The organism is Paracidobacterium acidisoli, assembly GCF_003428625.2.
Taxonomy (GTDB): domain Bacteria; phylum Acidobacteriota; class Terriglobia; order Terriglobales; family Acidobacteriaceae; genus Paracidobacterium; species Paracidobacterium acidisoli.
The window spans coordinates 243,345-266,356 of the sequence record NZ_QVQT02000003.1 but is presented as its reverse complement, the minus strand read 5'-3'; the positions used below and the strand labels follow the sequence as shown (position 1 = coordinate 266,356).

Genomic DNA, 23,012 nt, shown 5'->3' with positions numbered 1-23,012 from the left:
GAGCTTTATATCAGGGCACGGCTTCAGCCGTGCCATAGCAGACATGAAGAAGACCGGATTTCAGCCCCTAAGGCTTTTTAACGCCTCTGCCGTCTGAACCAGAGAACGCCTCAGCTGCGCAGCCTTGCTCCCCGCGCTTCGAGGGCTGCGACGACCTGCTGCGACCAGCTCTGCACTTCCTCTTCGCGCAGGGTGCGCTCGAGCGACTGAAAGACGGTTCCGAGGAGCAGCGAGTAATGGCCGACGGGTGCGAGCTTTCCTTTTGGGTCGCGGAGGATTTCTTTGAGCGCGAAGCTTTGCAGCTCGGAGATGGTGAGCGAGGCGACGGCGTCGGCGATGACGGAATATGTCACCGTGTCCGGCACAATTAAGGAGAAGTCGCGGCGCACGGGCTGGAAGCGGGAGAGCTCGCGCATGGCGGGCTGGCGCAGCGACTGTTTGTAGAGGCGGTCGAGATAGAGCTCGCCGAGGAAGACGGTCTGCTTGAGCTTGCGGCGCTCGGCTTCGGCGGGGTGAAGCTGGCCGAAGTAGCCGACGGTGGCTCCGTCGAGCACGGCGCGGGCGCTGCGGCCGGGATGCAGCCATGCGGGCATGAGTCCGGTGGCGGATGGGAAGCGGTCGTAGTAGAGCGAGCGCGAGGAGAACTTTCCGAGCAGGGTTTCGACGGTTCCCTTGATGTCGAAGAAGTCTGTCTCTGCTGCGCCGAGCGCGGCGCCGGTTGCGCCGATGGCGAGCGAGGGGCGCTCGTCTACCTTTTCCGCGGCGCCGGTGAAGACGGTGCCCATCTCGAAGAGCGCGGCCGATTCGACGTCGCGGCTGATGTTGAGCGAAAGCATGCCGAGCATGCCGGGCACGAGCGAGGGGCGCAGCATGCCCGCTTCTTCGCTGAGCGGATTGCCGATGGCGACGGCGGATTTCGGATCACGGGAAAATGTATCTGCGTCGGTTACAGAACAAAAAGTAGAGGAGATGGCCTCGTTCCAGCAGAGTGCGAGGAGAGCCTCGCGCAGCGCGGCTTCTTTTTCGGCCCAGGGAAGGGCGACAACCGAACCTGAAAAGGATGGCAGCGTGTTCTGAAAACGGTTATAGCCGTAAACGCGGGCGATCTCTTCGATGAGGTCGATCTCGCGCTCGAGGTCGAGACGCCAGCTGGGCAGCGTGACGCTGTAGTGTTCTTCTTCTGTCTTGTGGAGCGTGCAGCCGAGGCCGGTGAGGATAGTTTCTGAAATTGCCGCGGTAATACCTTCTTTGTCTTCGGTCGGTCCGAGGATGCGGCGCGCTTCGCTGACGGCGAAATGGATGCTGGCGCGTTTTGCGGTGCGCTGCTCGGCTTCGGGGATGAGGACATCGACGAGATCGCCTTCGGCGTAACCGCCTGCTTCAAGGATGATGCGGCTGACGAGGGCGTTGGCGACAGAAGCGGCGTTGAAGTCGGCTCCACGCTCGAAGCGGTGCGAGGCGTCGGTGTGGATGAGGTGACGTTTGGAGCTGCGGCGCACGGTGGCGGGGTCGAACCATGCGGCTTCGACGAGGATGTTTTTCGTCTCGGGCGTGATCATGGTGTCCCACCCGCCAATCACTCCCGCGATGCCGAGGGCCTTCTTGTGGTCGGCGACGATGAGATCGTCGGGATCAAGTGTGCGCTCGATACCGTCGAGGGTCTTGAGCTTTTCGCCTTTGCGCGCGCGGCGGACGACGATGCCGCCTTCGAGCTTGTCGAGGTCGAAGGCATGTGTGGGCTGGCCGATGGCGAGGGTGACGAAGTTGGTGGCGTCGACGGCGTTCGAGATGAGCTTTTGCTCGAGGAGACGGAAGCGGTCGGCGACGATGCCGGTGGAGGGCGCGATGGTTACGTCGCGCAGGACGCGGGCGGTGAAGCGTCCGCAGAGCTTCTGCTCTTCGATGGTGACGGGGAACGGCTGCGAGGTCGGCTTTGCTGCGGGCAGCGCCGTTTCCAGCGGCTTAAGCTGCAGGCCATAGATGGTTGCCGCCTCGCGCGCGATGCCGTAGTGGTTCATGGCATCGACGCGGTTGGTGGTGATGTCCATCTCGAAGAGCGAGCCGTCTGCTTCAAAATCAAACACGCCTTCAACGGCGATGCCGCGCAGCGTGAGGTCATCGGCGAGCTGGCGGTCGGAGACGGCGAGTTCAGGAAGGTACGAGCGGAGCCAGTTGGAGAGAATTTTCATGCGTATTGTGTGGCGGTCAGCAGTCAGGGATGAAGCGGCCAGGAATAAAACGGCCAGCAAACCCTCCCTCAGCCATTTTCCTCTCTCATCGAATTCAATAAGCCGTGAAGCATACGGCCCAGTTCACTGCACTCGGACAGTACCTGCTGAAGCTCCTGCTTCCCGAGATAACCGAGGCTTTCTGCAAGTTCAGCCTGTGTCTCCAGTTCATAAAGCGATCCTCGCGCGTGGCCGAGAAAAAGAATGAAGACTTTGTCAGAGAGCCTTCCCTGGCCTTCCGCGATATTGCTCGGGATAGAGACGGCAGCACGTCTCATCTGCGCTGTCAGGCCAAATACTTCTGCTTTGGGAAAAGACTGCGTCACTCGATAGATTTCACGCGCAAGCGCCATTCCCTTCTGCCAAACCAGCAGGTCACGAAACTGCTTCACCCTCATGCCATGAACTCGCTGGCCGGTTTTTCACTGGCCGTCTTACTCCTGACCGTTCTTCCGCTGCCCCACTCGTTCACGCAAACTGCTCCAGAAAGCGCAGGTCTCCGGAGTACATGAGGCTGATGTCGCTGATGCCGTAGCTCATCATGGCGACGCGGTCGATGCCCATGCCGAAGGCGAATCCGCTGATCTTTTTCGGATCGTAGGCGGGCTGCTTTTGCTGCACGAATCCGAAGACGGCGGGGTCGACCATGCCGCAGCCGAGCAGCTCGATCCAGCCGGAGTACTTGCACTTGCGGCAGCCTTTGCCGCCGCAGAAGGGGCAGCTGATCTGCACGTCAGCGGAAGGCTCGGTGAAGGGAAAGAAGGACGGGAAGAAGCGCGTTTTGACGCTCGATCCGAAGAGCGCCTTCATGAAGTGGTCGAGCGTGCCCTTCAGATCGGAGAAGGTAATGTTGGTGTCGACGCAGAGGCCTTCAACCTGATGGAAGATGGGCGAGTGGGTGGCGTCGGCGGCGTCGTTGCGGTGCACCTTGCCGGGGATGACGATGCGCACGGGCGGCGGCTGCTGCTCCATGGTGCGGATCTGGACGGGCGAGGTGTGCGTGCGCATGAGCAGGCGGTCGCGGAGCGGCTTGCGCTCCTGCCCGGTGATGACGAGGGTGTCCTGCGTATCGCGTGCCGGGTGCCCCGGCGGAAAGTTGAGCGACTCGAAGTTGTAGTAGTCGGTTTCGACCTCGGGGCCGACGCCGACGGAGTAACCCATGGCCTGGAAGATTTTGACGATTTCGTTCCACGTCCTGATGAGCGGGTGCTCGGCACCAAGGCGGCGGCGGGTGCCGGGCTGGGTGATGTCGATGGCTTCGGCGTCGAGAACGTTCTGACCTCTCGAACCCGCGGCGCGTTGCAGCTCTGAAACGATGTGATCTTTCAGCGCGTTAAAACGCTGGCCGATCTCTTTCTTTTTCTCTGCTGGCGCCTCTTTCAGCCAGAGAGAGCTGAGCAGGGTGAGACGGCCCTGCTTGCGGCCCTCCCATTTGAGGCGGAGATCTTCTAGCTCCTCGGGAGTAGAAGCCTCTCGGAGACCGAGATCAAATTCAGCCTGGAGAGTCTGGAATCGCTGCGTCAGATGTTCGGGGGAATAGTCGAGAGAAGTGGGCGTCGGTTGTGGATCGGACATTTTCTGGTGAACTCAGGCTGGGATGGGCATTTTCGCAACGCGGGTGGTCGGCTCGGGCACGGGTTCGCCGTCGGCGCGCAGTCCTTCGATGTGGAACTCTATTCCTTCACGAATCAGCTGCTCGGCTTCTTCGTAAGTTGTTCCTGCAACCCCGAGACCGGGAAGGTCGGGCGCATACGCGCTCCAGCCGGTTTCGGTTTTCTCGAAGATGACTGCGTACTCTTTCATTTCAACCCTGCCTGCTTGAGAATATTGCTGAATGTTCCCTTCGCCATATCCGCTGAGGGATGACCGGCGATCGTTACCTTGCCAGGCTTTGACGGATGTTTGAACTGACGGTGGCTTCCTCGCTGCGTCACCTGATACCAGCCATCCTGCTCAATCAGCTGGATTACGTCGCGTACTTTCATCGGCGCGGCTCTCCATAAAGTCTATCGCAGAACCCTTGTTCCAGCCCTGATTCTCCAGAGGGACGTCACACCGTTCTACACTAAACCCATGATCCGCTCGTATCAGGGACACACTCCCGTTATTCCGGAAAGCTGCTATATCGACGTTTCGGCGCAGATTATCGGCGACGTAACGCTGGGCGAGCACGCCAGCGTGTGGATGAATGCCGTGGTACGCGGTGATGTGCACTCGGTTCGCGTGGGCGCGAACTCGAATGTGCAGGACTGCGCGGTGCTGCACGGGATGCGGAATCTGTATCCGGTGATTGTGGGCGAGTATGTCTCAATTGGGCACAATGCGACGGTACACGGCTGCGTGGTGGAGGATCACTGCCTGATCGGCATGGGCGCGACGATTCTGAATAACGCGCGTATCGGCGAGGGCTCGATTATTGCGGCCGGAGCGGTGATTCCCGAGCATACCGTCATCCCGCCGCGCTCGCTTGTCGCCGGAGTTCCCGGCAAAGTCCGTCGCGAGCTCACCTCCGATGACCTGGAGCTGATCCTCAAATACGCCCGCAACTACCTCGACTACACGAAGATTTATCTGGAAGAGCGGAAGAGCTGGTAGCAGCCGGACTTCAGCTCCCCTGTTGCGCGGCCATATTGCATGCAATATCATTCCAGCATGCGACTGGTCCTCGATACTTCGGTTCTGGTCGCAGCCATTCGCAGCAACCAAGGTGCATCCAGCCAGTTGTTGCAGTCTGCGCTCGAACGACGGTTTGTACTGCTCCTCTCCGTCCCGCTGATGATTGAGTACGAAGCAGTACTGACGAGACCGGAGCATCTCACCGCATCCGGGCTCACCGCCAGTGAAGTGGGTGCTTTGACCGATGCAATCGCGGCGGTGGCGGAGCCGGTCCATTTGTCCTTTCTCTGGAGACCGATGCTGCGCGACCCCGATGACGATATGGTGCTTGAAGCGGCGGTAAATGGCGGGGTCGATGCCCTGGTAACTTTTAACCTGAGAGACTTCGATGAGCTTGCCAAAGGTTTCGACATAGCCGTTCTGACACCGAAAGAAGCCCTCGGAAGGATTGGAAAACGATGAGGAAGAGCAACTTTGCATTGCGAGTGCAGGCGTCACTGCTCGATGAAGCTCGAAAGGTAGCAGACGCAGAAGGCGTGGCATTGAATCAGCTCATCAATGTCGCCCTTGCGGAAAAGCTCTCCGCCCTGCGCACGGAGGACTACTTCCGCGAGCGCGCCGGGCGCGCCGATATTGGCAAGGCTCTCGGCATCCTCAGAAAGGCCGGAGGAGATCATCCCCCCATCGAAGGCGATGAGCTGGGGTGAAGCCTGATCTTTCGGCAGCGAAGCACCTTCAACGTAGCCTGCTCCGCGCATAGCAACGGAATGTGTCCCTGATAACCTGAAGACAAGACCTTTACCTGACACCATGAGCACACTTAAAGCCGTACGCGGCACCCGCGATCTGCTGCCGCCGGAAACCGAACTCTGGAACCATATCGAAGCGACCGCACGGCGCGTCTTTGCGCGCTACAACTTCGGCGAGATTCGCACGCCCATTTTTGAAGACACCTCGCTGTTTGCCCGCGGCGTGGGCGAGGAGACGGATATCGTCTCGAAGGAGATGTACACGTGGGAGGACCGCGCCCGGGCACAGTCGGAGAAATCGCAGTCGCTGACGCTGCGGCCGGAGAATACGGCCGGGGTCGTTCGCGCCTATATTGAGCACAAACTGGGCGAAACCGGGCTGCTGCAGAAGCTTTTTTATATTGGTCCGCAGTTTCGCCGCGAGCGTCCGCAGAAGGGGCGGTATCGGCAGTTCTGGCAGATTGGCGCGGAAGTAATCGGGCCGCCAAGCGCGGGATCGGAGTCGCCGCTGCGCGATGCGGAAGTGATCGAGATGCTGGCCACGCTGCTGGATGAGCTGGGCATCGTGGGCTGGAAGCTCGAGATCAATTCGGTTGGGTCTTCGGCGGACCGCGCGCGGTATGTGGCGGCGCTGCGCGAGGCGCTGGCGCCGGTGAAGGACCGGATGTGCGAAGACAACCAGAGGCGGGCGGAGACGAATCCGCTGCGCGTGCTCGACTCGAAGGACGCGGGCGATCAGGAGATTATCGACGGCCTGCCGAAGATCGCGGAGTATCTCGATGCCGAGTCGACGGAGAATTTCCGACAGGTGCTGGCGGCGCTGAATGCGTGCGCAGTGCCGTATACGGTGAATCCGAGGCTGGTGCGCGGGCTGGACTACTACACGCGGACGACGTTCGAGTTCACGCATGGCGGTCTGGGCGCGCAGAATGCTTTGCTGGGCGGCGGACGGTATGACGGCCTGAGCGAGGTGCTGGGCGGCCCGAAGGCTCCGGGGATTGGCTTTGCGATGGGCGAGGACCGGCTGGTGCTGACGCTGCAGGCGCAGGCGGCGGAGGCGAAGGCGGCGCTTGCCGATGCGTTTGTGGCTCCGCTGGGTGAAGGGTTGAATGCCGAGGCGCTGAAGCTGGCGCGGGAGCTGCGCGGCGCTGGGTTGCGCGTTGAGCTGGGCGATGGCGGATTCCGGCTGAAGAAGTCGTTCGAGATGGGGAACAAGCTGGCGCGGAAGATTGTGCTGCTGGGCGAGGATGAACTGAGCTCCGGTATGCTGACGGTGAAGGATTTCGCGACGGGCGAGCAGGTCAAAATAGCTCGGACAAATCTGACTGAGGCTTTGCGCTGATCATTCAGCACCCCCGTTAAGGAACGATCAAAAGTGACTGAACATACTGACCGCCATCTTTGCGACGCCTGCCTGGAACGAGAGTATGAGACCTACCGACATGCTCGAGTTCACGAGGCTATAGACCGCAACAAAGAGTGGACGGAGCGATTCAGGATTGCTAGCTGGCCACGATGGGATTACAGCCTGGAATCGAGTACGCTGACCTTTTCGGAAAATGGTCAGCCACGAGTTATCGCGGATATCGTTGTAACAGGCTCTGTCCACAGCAACAAATGGGAGTGGAGCTGGGGTAACCCTCACATGCCCTCAGAATCGCGGGACCGGATGAGCGCAGTGCGCGACTTCGGCGAGGAAAAGGAATGGGCACCACTCACTACTTTGTTTCTGGAAAGTAATGAGTATCTGGGATGGGAGTTCACCGCGATAGCGGCTCACCTTCTGGGCGCGGATGCAGGATATAGGTGTCCGGACAGCGATGCGCCCGGTAACTTTGTGTATGTTGTGACATTCAACACCAGATTTGTGCAGTAATTACGGCTTTCATGCAGAAGCATTAAGGGATTCAGTGACACTCGACTTTTTAGGAACCAAACAGCGCACGCATACCTGTGGCGAGCTTCGTGCCGCCGACGCCGGGAAAACTGTCACCCTGATGGGATGGGTGAATCGTCGCCGCGACCACGGCAACCTCATCTTTCTGGATCTGCGCGACCGCTACGGCATCACGCAGATCGTGCTCGACAAGGATCTCGCGCCCGAAGGCCACCTCAAAGCCGAGCAGGCGCGCCCCGAGTACGTCGTCCTCGCCCAGGGGCTGGTTCGCGAGCGCGGCAAAGAAGCCGTGAACCCTAAAATGCCCACCGGTGAGATCGAGATCGCCGCGCATGAGCTGCTCATCCTCAACGACGCGAAGCTCGCGCCCTTCTCGCCCGCCGAAGAAGCCATCGGCAACGAGGAAGTGCGCCTCAAGTACCGCTACATCGACCTCCGCCGCCCCGAGATGCAGCGCAACTTCGAGGTGCGGCACAAGCTGGCGCTGGCCGTGCGCAGCCATCTGTCCCAGGAAGGCTTCCTGGAAATCGAAACGCCGTTCATGACGCGCTCGACGCCGGAAGGAGCGCGCGATTATCTGGTGCCGAGCCGCGTGCATCCGGGCGAATTTTATGCGCTGCCGCAGTCGCCGCAGCTCTTCAAGCAGATTCTGATGATCTCCGGCATGGACCGCTATTTCCAGATTGCGCGCTGCTTCCGCGACGAGGACCTCCGCGCCGACCGCCAGCCCGAGTTCACGCAGATCGATCTGGAGATGACCTTCCCGCAGCAGGAGACCATCTTCCGCGTGGTCGAAGGCTTCCTCGCCGCCAGCTTCGCCGCCGTCGGCATCCATCTGCCCACGCCCTTTCCGCAGATCACCTACGACGAGTCCATGCGGCGGTTCGGCATCGACAAGCCCGACCTGCGCCTGCCGGGGCTGACCGATGTGAGCGAAGCCTTTACGCAGGAAAACCTTGCCGCACTGGCCATCGATCCGGCGCTGCCCGTCGTCGCTCTGCGTATTCCAAAGGTCAGCGAGCTTTCGCGCAAAGAGCGCGACGACAACAAGCCGCTCTTCGACACGCGCAGGGGCGCAAAGTACATCGACGACCTGAAGCGCCTCGAAAAGGGCTTCCCCGAGGCCGCGGCAAAGGTCCGCGCGCTGGCCGATGCCGCAGCCGACGACCTGCTCATCATCGTCGCCGGAGACGCGGCCACGCACATCGCCGCCTCCGATACGAAGTCCGAAGGCCGCCTGTCGGAGCGCGAGATTGCGGTGCTGAGCGCGGCGGGCAACTTCCGCGTGGAGCTGGCGAAGAAGTACGCCGACCGGCATGGAGCTTTCGCCGTTACTGATGCGGTGGTCAATTCGCCCGATCGCGAGTCCGCGACGCTGGTCGATGGAACTGCGGCCTTCCGGCCCATCTGGGTAACCGACTTCCCCATGTTCGAGCACGACGAGGCCACCGGCCACTGGATGCCCGCGCACCACCCCTTCACCTCGCCGCACGAAGAGGACATGGAGCGCCTCGTCTCCGATCCGGCCTCGGTCCGCGCGCGGTACTACGATCTCGCCATGAACGGCCTCGAGCTCGGCTCGGGCTCAATCCGTATCCACCGCCAGGACGTGCAGCAGCAGATCTTCCGCGCTCTCGGCATGTCGGACGAGGAGGCAAAGGCCCGCTTCGGCTTCTTCCTCGAAGCCCTGCAGTACGGCACGCCGCCCCACGGCGGCATCGCCCTCGGCCTCGACCGGCTGGTGATGCTCCTTGCCGGAGCGTCGAGCCTGCGCGAAGTGATCGCCTTCCCCAAGACCGCCAAAGCCATCGACCTGATGGTCGACGCGCCCACGCCGGTCAGCGAGCAGCAGCTGAAGGAGCTGCATATAAGGACGAGGCTATAGTCCGGTCAGCGAAGAAGCGGTTAGCTGGCAGGGCGGTCAGCCAAAAACCGATCAGCGAGTGCATGGGTTGTGCAGGCTGCATGGGCTTGTGACGGCCAGGGCAGGGCAATACGATTCCCCAGGCCAGATACAAAAACCGCCGACCGCTTTTCTGCTGACCGGAGTTCAGCTGACCGCCTTTTCGCTGGCCGCTCCATCAGCTATTCCATCAGCTATGATGTTAACGAGGTTCTGGAATCGCGTGAACGTTGTCACCCGCCGTCTGTCTGTCCTGCTGGTCTTCGCCGCTTCGCTTTTTCCCTTCAGCTGCCTGCACGCTCAGGTCACTGCCACCGCACCGGTAACGGAGCTCTCGCAGTACTCCCAGCGCTGGGATGTCTTCGGCGGCGCGCAGTACGCGCACTTCAACCCCAGCCCCAATCGTGGGGTGGAGGCGATCAACCTCCTCGGCTGGAACGGCTCAGCCACTGTCTGGGTCCGTCCCGTATGGGGCATTGAGGCCAGCGCGCGCGGAGCCTACGGCAACATCGTTCTGCCGGCCGGCAGCGGCGGCCCGAACAACCCGCCCATGTCCGAGCATCTCTTCCTCTTCGGTCCGAACTTCCGTTTTCTGCGCACTCCGAAATATACCTTCGGCATGCACGCGCTCTTCGGAGCCGCCTACGGAAAGTTCAGCACCGGCTTTCCCAGCGGAGAGACGCCGCAGCAGTTCAGCATCTACAACGACAAGCTGGCCTTCGGAGCCGCAGTGGGCGCCTCCGGCGACTACAACCTGAGCCCGAAGTGGTCCGTCCGCCTGATTACCGACTGGCAGCCTACCTATTACGGCTACTCCCGCCAGAATGAGTTCGCCGGCGCCGTGGGCATCGTCTACAAGCTGGGATCGCTGCACAAGTAGCGGCAAGTCAGCGGTGAAGCACAAAAACTGTCAGGGATGAAGCGGCCAGGAATAAGGCGGACAGCAGACAGTAGCTTTGCTGACCGCTTTTTCACTGGCCGTTTTGTGCCTGACTGCTGCCCGCATCACCAGCTCCGTCTCAGTTCATCCACTTCCGGTCGTTCGGATCGTTGTCCGGATCGATGTACTTTCCATCGCGGTCGAAGCGCACATCGCGATTCTGCTTCCGCATGTAGACCTCGAACTTCTTCGCCGCGCGCCGCCGTTTCCAGCGGTAGTAGCTGTTGCGTATGCCATACCAGCGCTCGGTGCCGGCCCTGGCAAAGCCGCGCCGCGGGGCAAATTTGATGTACAGCCAGCCGAACAGCGCGCCGCCCAGCTCGGAGAAGGCAAAGGCCCGGTCCTGCGAGAAGAGCATGGCCAGCGCGATCAGCATATAGACCGCCACCAGATACTTCGCCTTGATCATCATCGGCAGCGGAAACATCATGAACTGCATGTCCGCATACAGCACGCCGAAGGCGATCAGCAGCCCGAAGATGCCTCCGTATGCGCCCGTCAGCATCACGGCCGAGGCGGGCATGGCGAAGTAAAGCCCGATCGCCGTCAGCGCCGCTCCCGCGACCGAGACAAAGTAAATCTCGGCCACCCAGCGCGATCCGTGGCTGGACTCCAGGAAGCTGCCCAGGAACCAGAGCGAGAGCAGCTCGAAGGCAGTGGCGAGAATCCCCGAGTGGACAAAGCTGTAGGTAATGATCTGCCAGATCCAGCCGTGCAGCACGGCGAGCGGCGACAGCGCGGTGTAGATCACCAGCGTGGAAGCCGCCGGCTTCGAGGCCACCCCCAGCAGCACCAGCGCGAAGTATGCGCCGAGATTCCACAGAATCAGAGCGCGTGTGAATCCCCGGAAGTCAGGAAATGTGAGAACTCCACCGAACTTTGGCATAGCCACCTGAATAACGATTCTACCGTCCTGGCTTTGCCCCCGTCTCAGCCATCCCATAACCGGCGTCCGCAAGGATTCCCGATCCGGTTCTCGCTCACCCCCGGGCACCTCGGCAGGTCTTTATCCATACTGGCCGGAGTACTCCGGCTGTGGAAGAATGCCGGCTCATTCACTTGTATGCTGAATCTGTTGTCCGACAAATTCGTCCAATGCTGTGGAGATGCCCGCAGCGCGGAAGAGGCCAGGCCGGCGGCCGGCCTTTGCTTTGCGGATTGCAGCATGAGTGCAGGCAACACCGGCGCGCGCACTCTCATCCTGACGCAGACAGGGGGTGCGAAACGGCGCCTGTGCACATCCCCTCTGTGGCACGTACGCTCCCGTTTTCGTCCGGAAAGGCCCCGGCTCGCTTGACGCAGCCGTGGCTTCTCCTCAACACTAACCAGGTTGTGGACCTGTTGCTAAAATATCGGGGTCACCCGGAAAAACCATAGACCCCTACCCCCATCTGGAGGATTGCATGCCAATTTGCCCTGAATGTGAGAGCGCGCTCGACTTTGAAGAGGATGAAGTCGAGGAAGGCGACGTGATCGCCTGCGATGAATGCGGCACGGAATACGAAGTCGTCGCCACCGACCCTCTTGAGCTGTCCAAAGTCGAGGAAGGATATGAAGACGACGAGGACGAGGAAGCCGCCGGCGAGGAAGAGGAATGACAACAGGCCGGCGTTCCTTTCTTCGCGCAGCATCCCTGACATTTACCGCGTCGCTCCTGTTTGCTTCTGCGGGCTTCGCGCAGAACTTTACCCAGAAGAGCGTGCAGGGGAAGGTCTATTCCTCCGACAGCAAACCGGTTACCGGAGCGATCGTCTACCTCGAAAACTCCTCGACCAAAGACATCAAGACGTTTATCTCCACAGCAGACGGCAGCTACCGCTTCGGTCAGATCTCCGGCGACTCGGATTACACGCTCTGGGCCGCATGGAAGAGCCGGAAGAGCCCTTCGAAGGAGATCAGCTCCTTCGACTCGCGTAAAACCCTCATCATCGACCTGCACATCAAGACCGACTGACGGCGCAGCGCGCCTCGCGCCGGCCCGGCACTCTTCAGGCTCTGCCAAACAAAACGCCACTCCCGAAGGAGTGGCGTTCGTCTTTCTGTGCTCTGCGCTTTGAGCCTGTCTCAGCGCTCGCGCTTCCAGTTCACCAGGTCGCCGAGCGTGGTCGTCGAGCTGGAGACCGGCTGCTTGTAGGCTTCCACATCGGCGCGGCTGGCTTCCTCGCCGACAGCGCGCAGGCTGAGGCCGACCTTCTTCTCATCCGGGTTCATCTTGATGATCTTGAAGTCGTGCTCCTGGCCCTGATCGAGCTTCATCGGGACGCCGTTCACATCCGTCGCCTCGGAGACATGGCACAGACCCTCCACGCCTTCGGTGATCTCGACGAATGCTCCGAACTGCGCCGTGCGCAGCACCTTGCCGTGCACCACATCGCCTACGCGATGCTGCGCAAAGAAGGACTCCCACACATCCGGCTGCATCTGCTTGATGCCCAGCGACAGACGCCGGTTCTCCGGCTCCACGCCCAGCACCACAGCACGCACCTTCTCGCCCTTCTTCAGCACTTCGGAGGGATGCTTCACGCGCTTGGTCCAGCTCAGGTTGCTCACGTGAACGAGGCCGTCGATGCCGTCCTCGATCTCGATGAACGCGCCGAAGTCGGTCAGGTTGCGAACCCGTCCTTCCACCACGGTGCCCGAGGGATAGCGATCCGAGAGATTCTCCCAGGGATTCTCGAGCAGCTGCTTCATGCCCAGCGAGATGCGCCGGTCCGAGGGATTCACGGCCAGAATCACCGTCTCTACCTCGTCGCCCGGCTTCACCAGCTTCGACGGATGCTTCATCCGCTTCGACCAGGTCATCTCCGAGACGTGCACCAGGCCTTCGATGCCCTGCTCCAGCTCCACAAAGGCGCCGTAGTCTGTCACGCTCAGCACCCGGCCGCGCACCCGGGCGCCAATCGGATACCGCTCGACCGCATCCAGCCACGGATCAGGCGTGAGCTGTTTGAAGCCGAGTGAAACGCGCTGCTTGTCCTTGTCGAACTTCAGCACCTTTACCTGGATCTCGTCGCTTACGTTCACCAGATCGCGCGGGTGCGTCAGGCGTCCCCACGACATATCGGTGATGTGCAGCAGACCGTCGATGCCGCCCAGGTCCACAAATGCGCCGTAGTCGGTCAGGTTCTTGACGGTTCCCGTCAGAATGCTTCCCTCTTCGAGGTGCTCGAGGGTCAGCGACCGCTTCGCCGTCAGCTCCTCTTCCAGAATCTCCTTGCGGGAGACCACCACGTTGCCGCGCTTCTTGTTCAGCTTGATGACGCGAACTTCGATCTGCTGCCCGATCCAGGCATCCAGATTGCGCACCGGGCGAACTTCGAGCTGCGAGCCGGGCAGAAATGCCTTGATGCCGATATCGACCGTCAGACCGCCCTTCACCCGTCCTGCCACCGTGCCGAGAACCGGCGTCTTCTCGTTCGCCGCCTTCTCGATGGTGTCCCAGACGCGCAGCCGCTGGGCCTTGTCGTAGCTCAGCAGGTAGCCGCCTTCGATCTCCTCGCGCTCGACCACGACTTCGACCGTCTCGCCGGGATGCAGCTTCGGCTGTCCGGTGTGGTCCGTGACCTGCTCGATCGGAATGAGGCCCTCGGACTTCAGTCCCACATCGACCACCACGTGCTTGTCCGTGAGTTTGATCACGGTGCCGGTCACAATGGTGTCGTCGAATGACAGCGCGGCCGCTTCGGCAGCCTGCTCGCGATCGAACGACTCCAGAGCGGCGGCGAAGTCTTCCATCCCCGGATCGGACTCTTCTTCATCATGAGCAGCCGGTATTTCGGCGACCGCATGCCGGTCCTCGGTGGTCAGGTGAGATTCAGCGGAAACTGCTTCCGGGTTGTGGGTGAGTTCAAGGGACGGGTCGATTTGATCCGTCGCAGGGTCAAGCGTCGGTGTTTCGAGTTCGGTATTCAGTGGAGTGCTCTCGGTTTGTTCAGGATTCAGGACGTCTGCCATCGCTGCCAGCTCCGGGATTCGATTGGCGGCTCCCGCAGGTCCGCCCTGCAGCCTGAGGATGTAACTGGTCAAAACGGCCGGTCACGGCTGCAGATTCCCTCGCTGACTACTTCAGATGTGCAGCAGGCCCGCGAAGGTTCGGGAATCACAGCTCCCTCTCTCCGGATTTGCCGCGCGGGTCAATCTCGAAGAGACGGTGAAGTGTGAGAGCACAACATCGGTCTCCATTCGGGAGTATCCGGCAGGCAGGGATGAGCAGAAGCGGCGATCACAGGCCAGCGCTAATGAATCCCGCACGCGCAAGTCTGTTATCAAAACTATAGAACTCGCTCCAGGGCATGTCAATGCAACTGAGGCCGCAGAAGCCCTCTGCAACCAATTCTTCACATTCGCTCTCCACTTTTTTATGCCCCGGAACCGCCCGTCCCGCTTCATCCAATAGAGAACTTATCCCTCCGGGCAAACGATTTGTTACCCTTTCCGGCATGCCGCGAATCACCCTGCCCGCGCTGCTTCTCGTCTCTGCTTTTCTTCTGCCTCTCGCCGCGAGCCACGCCCAGTCCTCCGCGCCTCCGCTCAATCCCACGCTCGTCGCCGCCCGCTGGCCCGCCGACTGGATCGCCTGCCCTCACGCCCCGGAGCGCGATGCCGGCGTCTGGTACTTCCGTAAAGAGATCACCCTCGCCGCCGTCCCCCCGCACTACTGGGTGCACGTCAGCGCCGACAACCGCTATCTGCTGCACATCAACGGCGCCTACGCTGCCGAAGGCCCGGCCCGCGGCGATCTCTTTCACTGGCGCTTCGAGACCGTCGACCTTGCGCCCCTGCTGCACCCCGGCAAAAACATCCTCGCCGCCACCGTCTGGAACTTCGGCACCCAGGCGCCCGTCGCGCAGATGAGCAACCGCACCGGCTTCCTCATGGCCGGCGATACCAAAGCCGAAGCCGCCGTCAACACCGATGCCTCCTGGCTGGTAAAGCAGGAGCCGGGCCGCAGCTCCCTCGGCCACAATGGCGTTCGTAACTACTACGCCGCCGGACCCGCTGAAAAGATCGACGGCCGCACCCTTACCTGGGACTGGGATCAGCCGAATGCCGATCCCTCCGGCTGGCAGGCCGCCCGGATCATCGGCCACGCCTCCACCCGCGAGGCCCAGGATGCCGATAACAACTGGGAGCTCGTCCAGGATCTGCTTCCGCCCATGGAGCACCGCCTCACCGCCGCCGGAACCGCCGTCCGCGCCGAAGGCCTGCCCGGCATCCCCGCATTTCCCGCGCAGCCGCTTGAGATTCCCGCCAACAGCCATGTCACCCTCCTGCTCGACAACCGCGTCCTCCAGACCGCCTATCCCGAGCTCATCCTCAGCGGCGGCAGCGGCGCCGAGGTCCATCTCACGTACTCCGAGGCCCTCTACGACGCCAAAGGAGAAAAAGGCAATCGCAACGAGATCGCGGGACGCCATATCGAAGGCGTCGAGGACGACTTCATCAGCGGCGGCGGCAGCAACCGCTCTTATTCCCCGCTCTGGTGGCGCACCTGGCGCTACCTGCAGATCGACGTCACCACCCACGCCGAGCCGCTGCGCCTCGACCGCCTTCAGGCCTGGTTCAACGCCTACCCCTTCAACGCCAAAGCCTCCATCTCCGCCGATATTCCTCAGCTCAGACAGCTCTGGGACACCGGCTGGCGCACCGCCCGCCTCTGCGCGCACGAAACCTACATGGACGCGCCCTACTGGGAGCAGCTTCAGTACGTCGGCGATACCCGCATCCAGGCGCTGATCTCCTACGCCATGACCGGCGACAGCCGCCTTGCCCGCCAGGCCGTCACCAACATCGACGCCTCGCGCACCACCGACGGCCTCACGCAAAGCCGCTTCCCCTCCGGCCTCGTGCAGATGATCCCGACCTTCTCGCTTCTCTGGGTCGACATGCTCCACGACTACTGGCTCTACGTCGATGATCTGCCGCTGGTAAAGCAGACCCTGCCGCACACCCGCGGCGTCCTCGACTGGTATGCCTCGCGCCTCCGATCCGACGGCCTGCTCGGCAAAGCCGAATGGTGGGAGTTCGCCGACTGGAGCAGCGGCTACCAGGGCGGCGTTCCTCCGCAGAACGCCGACGGCGGATCGACCTACCTGACCCTCCAGCTCATCGGAGCGCTCAAAGATGCCGCCGACCTCGAATCCGCATACGGAAGCCCCGAGCGCGCCGCGCACTACCGGGAGCTCATCGCCCAAGCCTCGGAGGCCATCAACCGCAGCGCATGGGACGCGAAGACCGGCCTCTACGCCGACCTGCCGCTCGGCAGCACCGTAAAGCCCACCTTCAGTCAGGAGGCCAATGTCATGGCCGTCTGGCTCGATGTCGCGCCCAAAGCCGAGCAGGCTCCGATCCTCCGCCGCGTCATCGCCTCGAACGAAGCCGGCACCGCCAGCTATGAAGGCAAGCCGCTGCCGCCGGTCTCGCAGATGAGCTTTTACTTCCGCTTCTACTTCGCACGCGCGCTGGAGCACGCCGGCCTCGCCGACCTTTACCTCGATCAGCTCGGCCCCTGGTACAACATGCTCAAGCTCGGCCTCAGCACCTGGGCCGAGACCCCCGAGCCCACCCGTTCCGACTGTCACGCCTGGAGCGCCAGCCCCAACTACGACCTGCTCACCGTCGTCGCCGGCATTCACCCCTCCGCGCCCGGCTTCAGCCGCGTCCGCATCGAGCCGCACCTCGGCCGCCTCGACCACCTCGACGCCGCCATGCCCCATGCCGAAGGCGAGATCCACGTCGTCTACCAGCGCACCGGCAGCTCGCTCCGGGCCACCATCACCCTGCCGAAAGATCTCAGCGGCGACTTTGTCTGGCAGGGCCGCAGCATGCCGCTTCATCCCGGCACACAGACCATCGAAACCGGAGCCGGACATCGTTCTTGAGAAACCGGCGGCCGGGCATTGAGCTGCCGGGCCGCCATAACTATCTCTTCACTTCTCTGTAACGTTTCGAAAAATCCGCTCCCTATCCGGCAGGGCGCAGAACCTTATGCGCTTCTGAAGGAGCACGAACATGCCAGGCAAGAGCAAAGGTCATGTGGAACTTAAAGGCAGTCATCGCGTGCCGCTCACAGGCGCAAGGCCCGTCGGCAAAGTCGATCCGGCGGATCATGGCTATGTAACGGTAAGGCTCAGGCAGAAGGAATCTCCGAAGAGCTTCGACAAGCTGGTCGACGGCATCATGGCGCAGCCGCTCGGCGAGCGTAAATATCTCACCCAGGAACAGCTGGCCGAGCTGCACGGAGCACCCGCCGCAAGCGTCGCCAAAATCGATGCCTTCGCGCACGAATACAACCTCACCGTCATCGAAACCAGCCTCGCCAAGCGCACCGTCAAGCTGCGCGGCTCCCTCGCCGATCTGCAGAAGGCCTTCGGCGTGAAGCTGCAGAAGTTCCGCACCGGCAACATCACCTATCGCGGACGCACCGGCTCCGTATACATTCCGCGCCAGCTCGCCGGCATCGTCGAAGGCGTCTTCGGACTCGATGACCGCCCGGTCGCAAAGCCGCACATCCGCATCGCCTCTTCGCACAACGGCCACACGGCGAAGAACGGACACAGTAACGGACGCACCGCAAGCAAAAGCAGCGCTGTGCCCAAAGCGAAAAGCCTCTCCGTCCTCGACGTGGCCGCCCTCTACAACTTCCCGAAGAAGCTCGACGGCGAAGGCCAGACCATCGCCCTCATCGAGCTCAACACTGCCGCCAATCCCAGCCAGCCCAAAAAGCTCGGCTCAGGATACACCCTTACCGATCTCAACAAATTCTTCAAAGGGCTGAAGCTCACCACGCCCCAGGTCACCGCCGTCTCCGTCGACGGAGGGGCCAATCTGCCCAATCTCAATCCCGACGCCGATGGTGAAGTCGAGCTCGACATCGAAGTTGCGGGAGCCATCGCGCCCGGCGCCAGCATCGCCGTCTACTTCGCTCCCAACACCGATCAGGGCTTCATCGACGCGCTCAGCTCCGCCGTGCACGACTCCGTTCGCCGCCCGTCCGTGATCTCCATCAGCTGGGGCGGGCCCGAAGACTTCTCCACCCAGCAGTTCCTCGACGGCATCAACGCCGCGCTGAAGGACGCCGTCGCCCTAGGCATCACCGTTCTCGTCGCCGCCGGAGACAGCGGCTCCTCCGATCTGCCCACCCAGTATGCGCGCCAGCCGAAGTACAAGGGACCGCATGCGGACTTCCCCGCCTCCAGCCCCTTCGCTCTGGCCTGTGGAGGAACCCGCCTCACCGGCTCCAAAACCACCATCACCAGCGAGGTCGTCTGGAACGAAGGCCGTCAGGGCGGCGCCGGCGGCGGTGGAGTCAGCGCCGAATTCGCTCCACCCTCCTGGCAGGCCGGGCTCTCCATGCCGTCATCGTCCAAACCGGGCCGCGGACTGCCCGACGTTGCCGGTAACGCCGACCCCTACACCGGCTACAAAATCGTGCTGCAGGGCAAAACCGTCCCCATCGGAGGCACCAGCGCCGTCGCTCCCCTCTGGGCCGGACTGCTCACCCTCATCAATCAGCACCGTGCCTCCTCCGGCAAGCCGGCCGTCGGCTTCCTGAACAGCACGCTCTACTCGCTGCCTGCAACCTCCGACGCCTTCCGCGACATCACGGCCGGCAACAACGACATCGACGGCAATCTCAAGGGTCAGTACACCGCCGGACCCGGCTGGGACGCCTGCACCGGTCTCGGCTCGCCGAACGGAACAGAGCTGCTCACCGCGCTGTCGTAAGCATGCAGAAACAGGGGACAGGGGACAGGGGACAGGGGACAGGGATTAGAAAAACAGAGATTAGCCATCAGGGCTCAGCGATCAGAAGTGTGCATCCACGCCCTGTGCCCTGTGCCCTGTGCCCTGTGCCCTGATGGCTAATGGCTAATCCCTGTTCCCTAATCCCTGTTTTCCGGCCTTCCTGAAGCTCACTCCCGCAAACGGCGATTCCTGCTGCTCCAGCAACGGAGATTTCTGCGACTCGAGCGTCTGCTCGAAAAACGCGACCGCGTAGCGATCAATCACCGTATGCAGCCGCGCCGTCTCCGCCAGATCGCTTCCACCGAAGCGCACATACCTCGAAAAGGCCGGCCGGTCGGTGAAGACGGCATGGCTTCCCGTCGGCAGCTCCGCATAGTACTCACCGTGCGCGGCCATCATCGGCAGCAGCACATGAAAATCCGCGACGTCCATCTCCGCGTCCACGCGCGCATCGGGATCGAGCTTTGCCAGCTGCTCCGCATCCAGCAGCGGAACGTGCTCCGTCATAAAGAAAAACGGCATCGGCACGCCGCTCTGCCGCGCCTGCGCCAGCAGCGGACCGGACATATCGAAAACCGCGCGAATCCGCGAATCTTCCACCGCGGTCTCCGCCGCCACCGATCCGCCCAGCGAGTGTCCCAGCGTGCCCACGCGGTCCATTGCCAGCCGCCCGTAAAACGCATTGCGCGGATCGTGCTCCCATTCCTCCAGCGTGTTCAGCACAAAGCGCGTGTCCGCCGTCTGCTCTTCCACCAGGTTGTTCAGGATCGCGTAAGCTCGGTCGAAACCGATCGTGCCCAGCGGCTCAATCGGGTTCGATGGCGTATCGAGCACCCGCCCGTCGCTCAGCTCCACCGGCCCCGTGCTGTAAGGATGATCGATCGAGAATACGGCAAAGCCCTGGCTCGCCAGCTCTTCCATCAGAAACGTGCTCTGCGTTCTCCGCCCGTCGATCGCCGGGCTGAACAGCAGCACCGGAAGCTGCCCTCCCGGCTGTACCGACCCGTCCTCGCACGCGTTCGTCCACACAAACCGCTGATACGACGACAGCAGTGTCGTCTCCTTCCATCGCCGGTATGGAGCCTTCCCCCAATTCGGCAGCAGAAGCCGCAGCAGCGCTGCGCGTCCCTGCCCGCACTGCGCCGGATACCATGCCTGCACCACCACTTCGCGATGGCTGCTGTCGTGCGCCGCAGGTTCCACGCGGCTCGTGTCCGTCAGGCTGAAGATCCTCGTGCCCACGGCGAACGGCCCATCCGGCTTCGGCAGCGTAAACATCGGAAGCACGTGCGCGCAGATTACCGCCGCGGCCACCAGCAGCAGCCCTGCCGCTCCGGCCGCCCGTGCCCGGATCGCTCTTCGCGTCATCACAGCGCCTGCCAGCAGCAGCGCCGCCAGATACACCGGCCCCATCTGCCAGTGCGGCCCCTCCACCACGGCGTGCAGAATCAGCACCAGCAGCGCCGCGGCCGCCAGACAACGCGCCAGTCGGCCGCCCGGTCTTCCCGCCAGCAGAATCAGCGCCGTCGCAGCCACCAGACAGGCGGCAATCACTTCGAGAATCCGCACTTCGCCCTCCGCGAGCGAGACCGCTCAGAACCGTGGGGAAAACAACCTGCTCTTCGGGGGCAAGAACCTTGCGCTGGCCAGTCCCTCCCATCATACTGAGAAGCGTCCCCCTTTCCTGCCCTCTGGAGCTGACCCGTGCAAGTAATGGAAAGGTACCCCTCCGCCTCGTTCGCGCCGCCCGCGGAGCATAAGCCGAAGAACATCCTGCTGGACTTTCTCTGGCGCTTTCTTCTCGTCTATTTCTTTCTGAGCGACTGGGTATGGCTCAACGAGCTGGCCGTCAATCCCACGCGCCCCATTCATCCTGTCTTCAACGCCGTCTTCGGAAGCCTCGCGCGCTGGACCGGCCACCACCTCTTCCACCTCACCGGCCCGCTCGCGCCCAACTCCTTCCGCGACACGCAGTACCTCTACCTGGTCCTGCTCGTCCTCGCCGTCACCTCAGCCGTTGCCGCCCTGCTGTGGACCGCCTTTGGCCGCAAAGGCCATTCGGCGCAGACCGCCTATCGCCTGCTGCGTATCTGGATTCGCTACACCCTCGCGTACATGATCCTCATCTACGCCATGGACAAGGTCTTCCGCCTCCAGTTCATCGCGCCTACGCTGCAGCGCCTCATCGAGCCCTACGGCGACTCCTCGCCGATGGCGATGCTCTGGACCTACGTCGGCTACTCCGGCTTCATGACCGTCTTCTCCGGTCTCGCCGAAGTCCTTGGCGCTGTCCTGCTCCTCTGGCGGCGCACCGCTCCGCTCGGCGCGCTCGTCTGCGTCGTCATGATGGCCAACGTCGCCCTGATGGACTTCTGCTACGACGTCTCCGTCAAGATGCTCGCCGCGCACTTCCTCGCCATGAGCGTCTTTCTGCTCGCCCACGATGCGGACCGCCTGCTTCGCGTCCTCACCTTCAACAGCCCGGCGCCGGCGCGCGATCTCGAAAAAGATGAGCTCACGGTTACAAATCCCTCTGTGCGCCGCTGGCTGCCGCTCGTCAAAGCCCTGATCGTGATCTATACTCTGGTGCCGGTCACCGTGCGCACCTACATCCAGTTCCGCCACTCCGGACCCTTCGCGCCGCATCCGCCCTTTTACGGGCTCTACCAGGTGCGCTCGCTGACCGTGAACGGAACGCCGCGTCCTCTGCTCGTCACCGACGGCCCCGTCTGGCGCTGGCTCATCGTCGAGCATCGCGCCGAGGCCACCATCAAGACCATGGACAACACGCTGATCGTCTGCAAAGCGCAGTACCACGCCGACGCGCCCGATCTGCAGATACAGGGCACCGCTCCCGGCCTGTCCTCCTCTGAGTCTGATCTGCCAGGGCATGGCCCATCTTCTTCGGCTTCGGATGCGTCGCCTCTGTCGCTCACGCTTTCGCCTTCACCTTCGCAGCACGGCGAGATGCTCCTCACCGGCACCGATGGCAGCGACAAAATCTCCGCTGTGCTCGATCCCGTCGATCCGCGCAGCTTCACCCTCGTGAATCGCGGCTACCACTGGATCAACGCAACATCCTTCAGCCGCTGAAGACCTGGAATCAGGGAATAGAGATTAGAAGAACGATCTGGGTCTGCCGCAAAAGGTCTCTGCGCCGGTCGAAGATTTATTTATTTCGCAGTGCTGAAAAGCTGACCGGCTTCAGGGAGCCCCGCGATTCGCGCGCGGTGCCGCGCCTTTCTAATCCCTGATCGCTAATCGCTGATGGCTGATCTCTAATCCCTGTGCCCTAGTAGTACAGATACTTCCGCCACTTCTGGTCCGAGTGGCCGATCATCCGCATGATATGCCGGCTGGTGTGCAGCGAAAACGGCCGCGGCTCGCGCAGCAGCTTCATATCGCGCAGCTCGTGCAGCAGCAGGTTGCCCTTGCGGCGATTGCAGTTGTGGCAGCACGCCACCAGGTTCTCCCACGTCGAAAGCCCTCCGCGCGAGCGCGGCACCACATGGTCCAGCGTCAGCTCGCACGACGGCAGCACCACGGCGCAGTACTGGCAGGTGTTCCGGTCGCGCAGCAGAATATTCTTCCGGGAGAGCGCCCGCGTCTGGTGCGGAATTCTCCGGTACTCCAGCAGACGGATCACCGACGGCATCGGCATGCGCGCCCGCGCCGCGTGCAGAATCGTGCCCTGCTCTTCTTCGGTGCGCGCCACGCCCTTCAGCACCAGCACCAGCGCCCGCCGCGCTCCGCAGATATTGATCGGCTCATACGACGCGTTCAGCACCAGCACCGGCATCTGCATCGCGGGGCCCGACGAGACGCGAGGGCCATACTCCGCAGCCGGTTCCGCAGGAGAGGCCGCATGGGATACGGCATGGTATTTGGCGATTGATTTCTGCTTTCTCGCGTGCACCATTACTTTTCCTGA

At 62.3% G+C, this 23,012-nt stretch carries 21 protein-coding genes; 12 read left to right on the top strand and 9 right to left on the bottom strand.

Annotated elements, in window-relative coordinates; translation table 11 throughout:
- Positions 1-110: 110 nt before the first annotated feature.
- The 5 genes from pheT to D0Y96_RS08635 form a co-directional block, all read right to left on the bottom strand.
- On the bottom strand, positions 111-2,189 hold the full coding sequence (pheT, locus tag D0Y96_RS08655) for a phenylalanine--tRNA ligase subunit beta (RefSeq protein ID WP_117298976.1): 2,079 nt from the start codon (positions 2,187-2,189) through the stop codon (positions 111-113).
- Between the two features lie 68 nt (positions 2,190-2,257).
- Entirely contained in the window at positions 2,258-2,626 is a 369-nt protein-coding gene (locus D0Y96_RS08650; protein WP_117298975.1) for a four helix bundle protein, read from the bottom strand.
- A gap of 70 nt (positions 2,627-2,696) precedes the next feature.
- A complete protein-coding gene (pheS, locus tag D0Y96_RS08645) occupies positions 2,697-3,803 on the bottom strand; it encodes a phenylalanine--tRNA ligase subunit alpha (RefSeq protein ID WP_117298974.1) in 1,107 nt (368 codons plus the stop codon).
- Positions 3,804-3,815: 12 nt separating this feature from the next.
- Positions 3,816-4,031, bottom strand: coding sequence for a type II toxin-antitoxin system HicB family antitoxin (locus tag D0Y96_RS08640; protein ID WP_117298973.1), 216 nt, complete (start codon positions 4,029-4,031; stop codon positions 3,816-3,818).
- Complete coding sequence (locus D0Y96_RS08635; protein WP_117298972.1) at positions 4,028-4,213, bottom strand: type II toxin-antitoxin system HicA family toxin; 186 nt, start codon at positions 4,211-4,213, stop codon at positions 4,028-4,030. Before D0Y96_RS08635 ends, D0Y96_RS08640 begins: the two co-directional genes overlap by 4 nt.
- 88 nt (positions 4,214-4,301) lie before the next feature.
- Between D0Y96_RS08635 and D0Y96_RS08630 the strand changes: the two genes are divergently transcribed.
- The 7 genes from D0Y96_RS08630 to D0Y96_RS08600 all read left to right on the top strand — a co-directional run bounded on the left by D0Y96_RS08630 (position 4,302) and on the right by D0Y96_RS08600 (position 10,273).
- Positions 4,302-4,823, top strand: a complete 522-nt coding sequence (locus D0Y96_RS08630) for a gamma carbonic anhydrase family protein (protein WP_117298971.1) — start codon at positions 4,302-4,304, stop codon at positions 4,821-4,823.
- 57 nt (positions 4,824-4,880) lie between these two features.
- Positions 4,881-5,306: a putative toxin-antitoxin system toxin component, PIN family gene (locus D0Y96_RS08625; protein ID WP_117299703.1), complete on the top strand. Its 426-nt coding sequence runs from the start codon at positions 4,881-4,883 to the stop codon at positions 5,304-5,306.
- Complete coding sequence (locus tag D0Y96_RS08620; RefSeq protein ID WP_117298970.1) at positions 5,303-5,551, top strand: hypothetical protein; 249 nt, start codon at positions 5,303-5,305, stop codon at positions 5,549-5,551. The genes D0Y96_RS08625 and D0Y96_RS08620 overlap by 4 nt, the downstream gene beginning before the upstream one ends.
- Positions 5,552-5,654: 103 nt before the next feature.
- Positions 5,655-6,935, top strand: a complete 1,281-nt coding sequence (gene hisS, locus D0Y96_RS08615) for a histidine--tRNA ligase (RefSeq protein WP_117298969.1) — start codon at positions 5,655-5,657, stop codon at positions 6,933-6,935.
- A gap of 33 nt (positions 6,936-6,968) precedes the next feature.
- Positions 6,969-7,469 (top strand): DUF6882 domain-containing protein, encoded by a 501-nt coding sequence (locus D0Y96_RS20705; RefSeq protein WP_350449012.1) that lies wholly within the window; start codon positions 6,969-6,971, stop codon positions 7,467-7,469.
- 34 nt (positions 7,470-7,503) lie between these two features.
- Positions 7,504-9,375 carry an aspartate--tRNA ligase gene (gene aspS / locus D0Y96_RS08605; RefSeq protein WP_117298967.1) on the top strand — a complete coding sequence of 624 codons (1,872 nt, stop codon included), beginning with the start codon at positions 7,504-7,506 and terminating at the stop codon, positions 9,373-9,375.
- Positions 9,376-9,589: 214 nt separating this feature from the next.
- Positions 9,590-10,273: a hypothetical protein gene (locus D0Y96_RS08600; RefSeq protein ID WP_158562319.1), complete on the top strand. Its 684-nt coding sequence runs from the start codon at positions 9,590-9,592 to the stop codon at positions 10,271-10,273.
- 139 nt (positions 10,274-10,412) lie between these two features.
- Here D0Y96_RS08600 and D0Y96_RS08595 read toward each other — a convergent pair whose 3' ends face one another.
- Positions 10,413-11,219, bottom strand: a complete 807-nt coding sequence (locus D0Y96_RS08595) for a rhomboid family intramembrane serine protease (RefSeq protein ID WP_117298965.1) — start codon at positions 11,217-11,219, stop codon at positions 10,413-10,415.
- A gap of 517 nt (positions 11,220-11,736) precedes the next feature.
- Here D0Y96_RS08595 and D0Y96_RS08590 point away from each other — a divergent pair.
- The gene (locus tag D0Y96_RS08590) at positions 11,737-11,931 is read left to right on the top strand and encodes a hypothetical protein (protein WP_117298964.1); all 195 of its coding nucleotides are present in this window, start codon (positions 11,737-11,739) and stop codon (positions 11,929-11,931) included.
- Complete coding sequence (locus tag D0Y96_RS08585) at positions 11,928-12,287, top strand: carboxypeptidase-like regulatory domain-containing protein (protein ID WP_117298963.1); 360 nt, start codon at positions 11,928-11,930, stop codon at positions 12,285-12,287. Before D0Y96_RS08590 ends, D0Y96_RS08585 begins: the two co-directional genes overlap by 4 nt.
- 110 nt (positions 12,288-12,397) lie before the next feature.
- Here the strand turns inward: D0Y96_RS08585 and D0Y96_RS08580 are convergent, their stop codons facing one another.
- Complete coding sequence (locus D0Y96_RS08580) at positions 12,398-14,287, bottom strand: 30S ribosomal protein S1 (protein WP_117299701.1); 1,890 nt, start codon at positions 14,285-14,287, stop codon at positions 12,398-12,400.
- Positions 14,288-14,772: 485 nt separating this feature from the next.
- Between D0Y96_RS08580 and D0Y96_RS08575 the strand changes: the two genes are divergently transcribed.
- Both D0Y96_RS08575 and D0Y96_RS08570 read left to right on the top strand, forming a co-directional pair.
- Positions 14,773-17,214, top strand: coding sequence for an alpha-L-rhamnosidase-related protein (locus D0Y96_RS08575; RefSeq protein WP_158562318.1), 2,442 nt, complete (start codon positions 14,773-14,775; stop codon positions 17,212-17,214).
- Between the two features lie 130 nt (positions 17,215-17,344).
- Positions 17,345-19,060, top strand: a complete 1,716-nt coding sequence (locus D0Y96_RS08570; protein ID WP_117298961.1) for a S53 family peptidase — start codon at positions 17,345-17,347, stop codon at positions 19,058-19,060.
- A 144-nt stretch (positions 19,061-19,204) separates the two neighbouring features.
- Here the strand turns inward: D0Y96_RS08570 and D0Y96_RS08565 are convergent, their stop codons facing one another.
- A complete protein-coding gene (locus D0Y96_RS08565; RefSeq protein WP_117298960.1) occupies positions 19,205-20,650 on the bottom strand; it encodes an alpha/beta hydrolase family protein in 1,446 nt (481 codons plus the stop codon).
- A gap of 144 nt (positions 20,651-20,794) precedes the next feature.
- Here D0Y96_RS08565 and D0Y96_RS08560 point away from each other — a divergent pair, with 144 nt between their 5' ends.
- Positions 20,795-22,174 (top strand): hypothetical protein, encoded by a 1,380-nt coding sequence (locus D0Y96_RS08560; protein WP_117298959.1) that lies wholly within the window; start codon positions 20,795-20,797, stop codon positions 22,172-22,174.
- A 199-nt stretch (positions 22,175-22,373) separates the two neighbouring features.
- Here D0Y96_RS08560 and D0Y96_RS08555 read toward each other — a convergent pair whose 3' ends face one another.
- Complete coding sequence (locus tag D0Y96_RS08555) at positions 22,374-23,000, bottom strand: HNH endonuclease (RefSeq protein WP_252263618.1); 627 nt, start codon at positions 22,998-23,000, stop codon at positions 22,374-22,376.
- Positions 23,001-23,012: the final 12 nt, after the last annotated feature.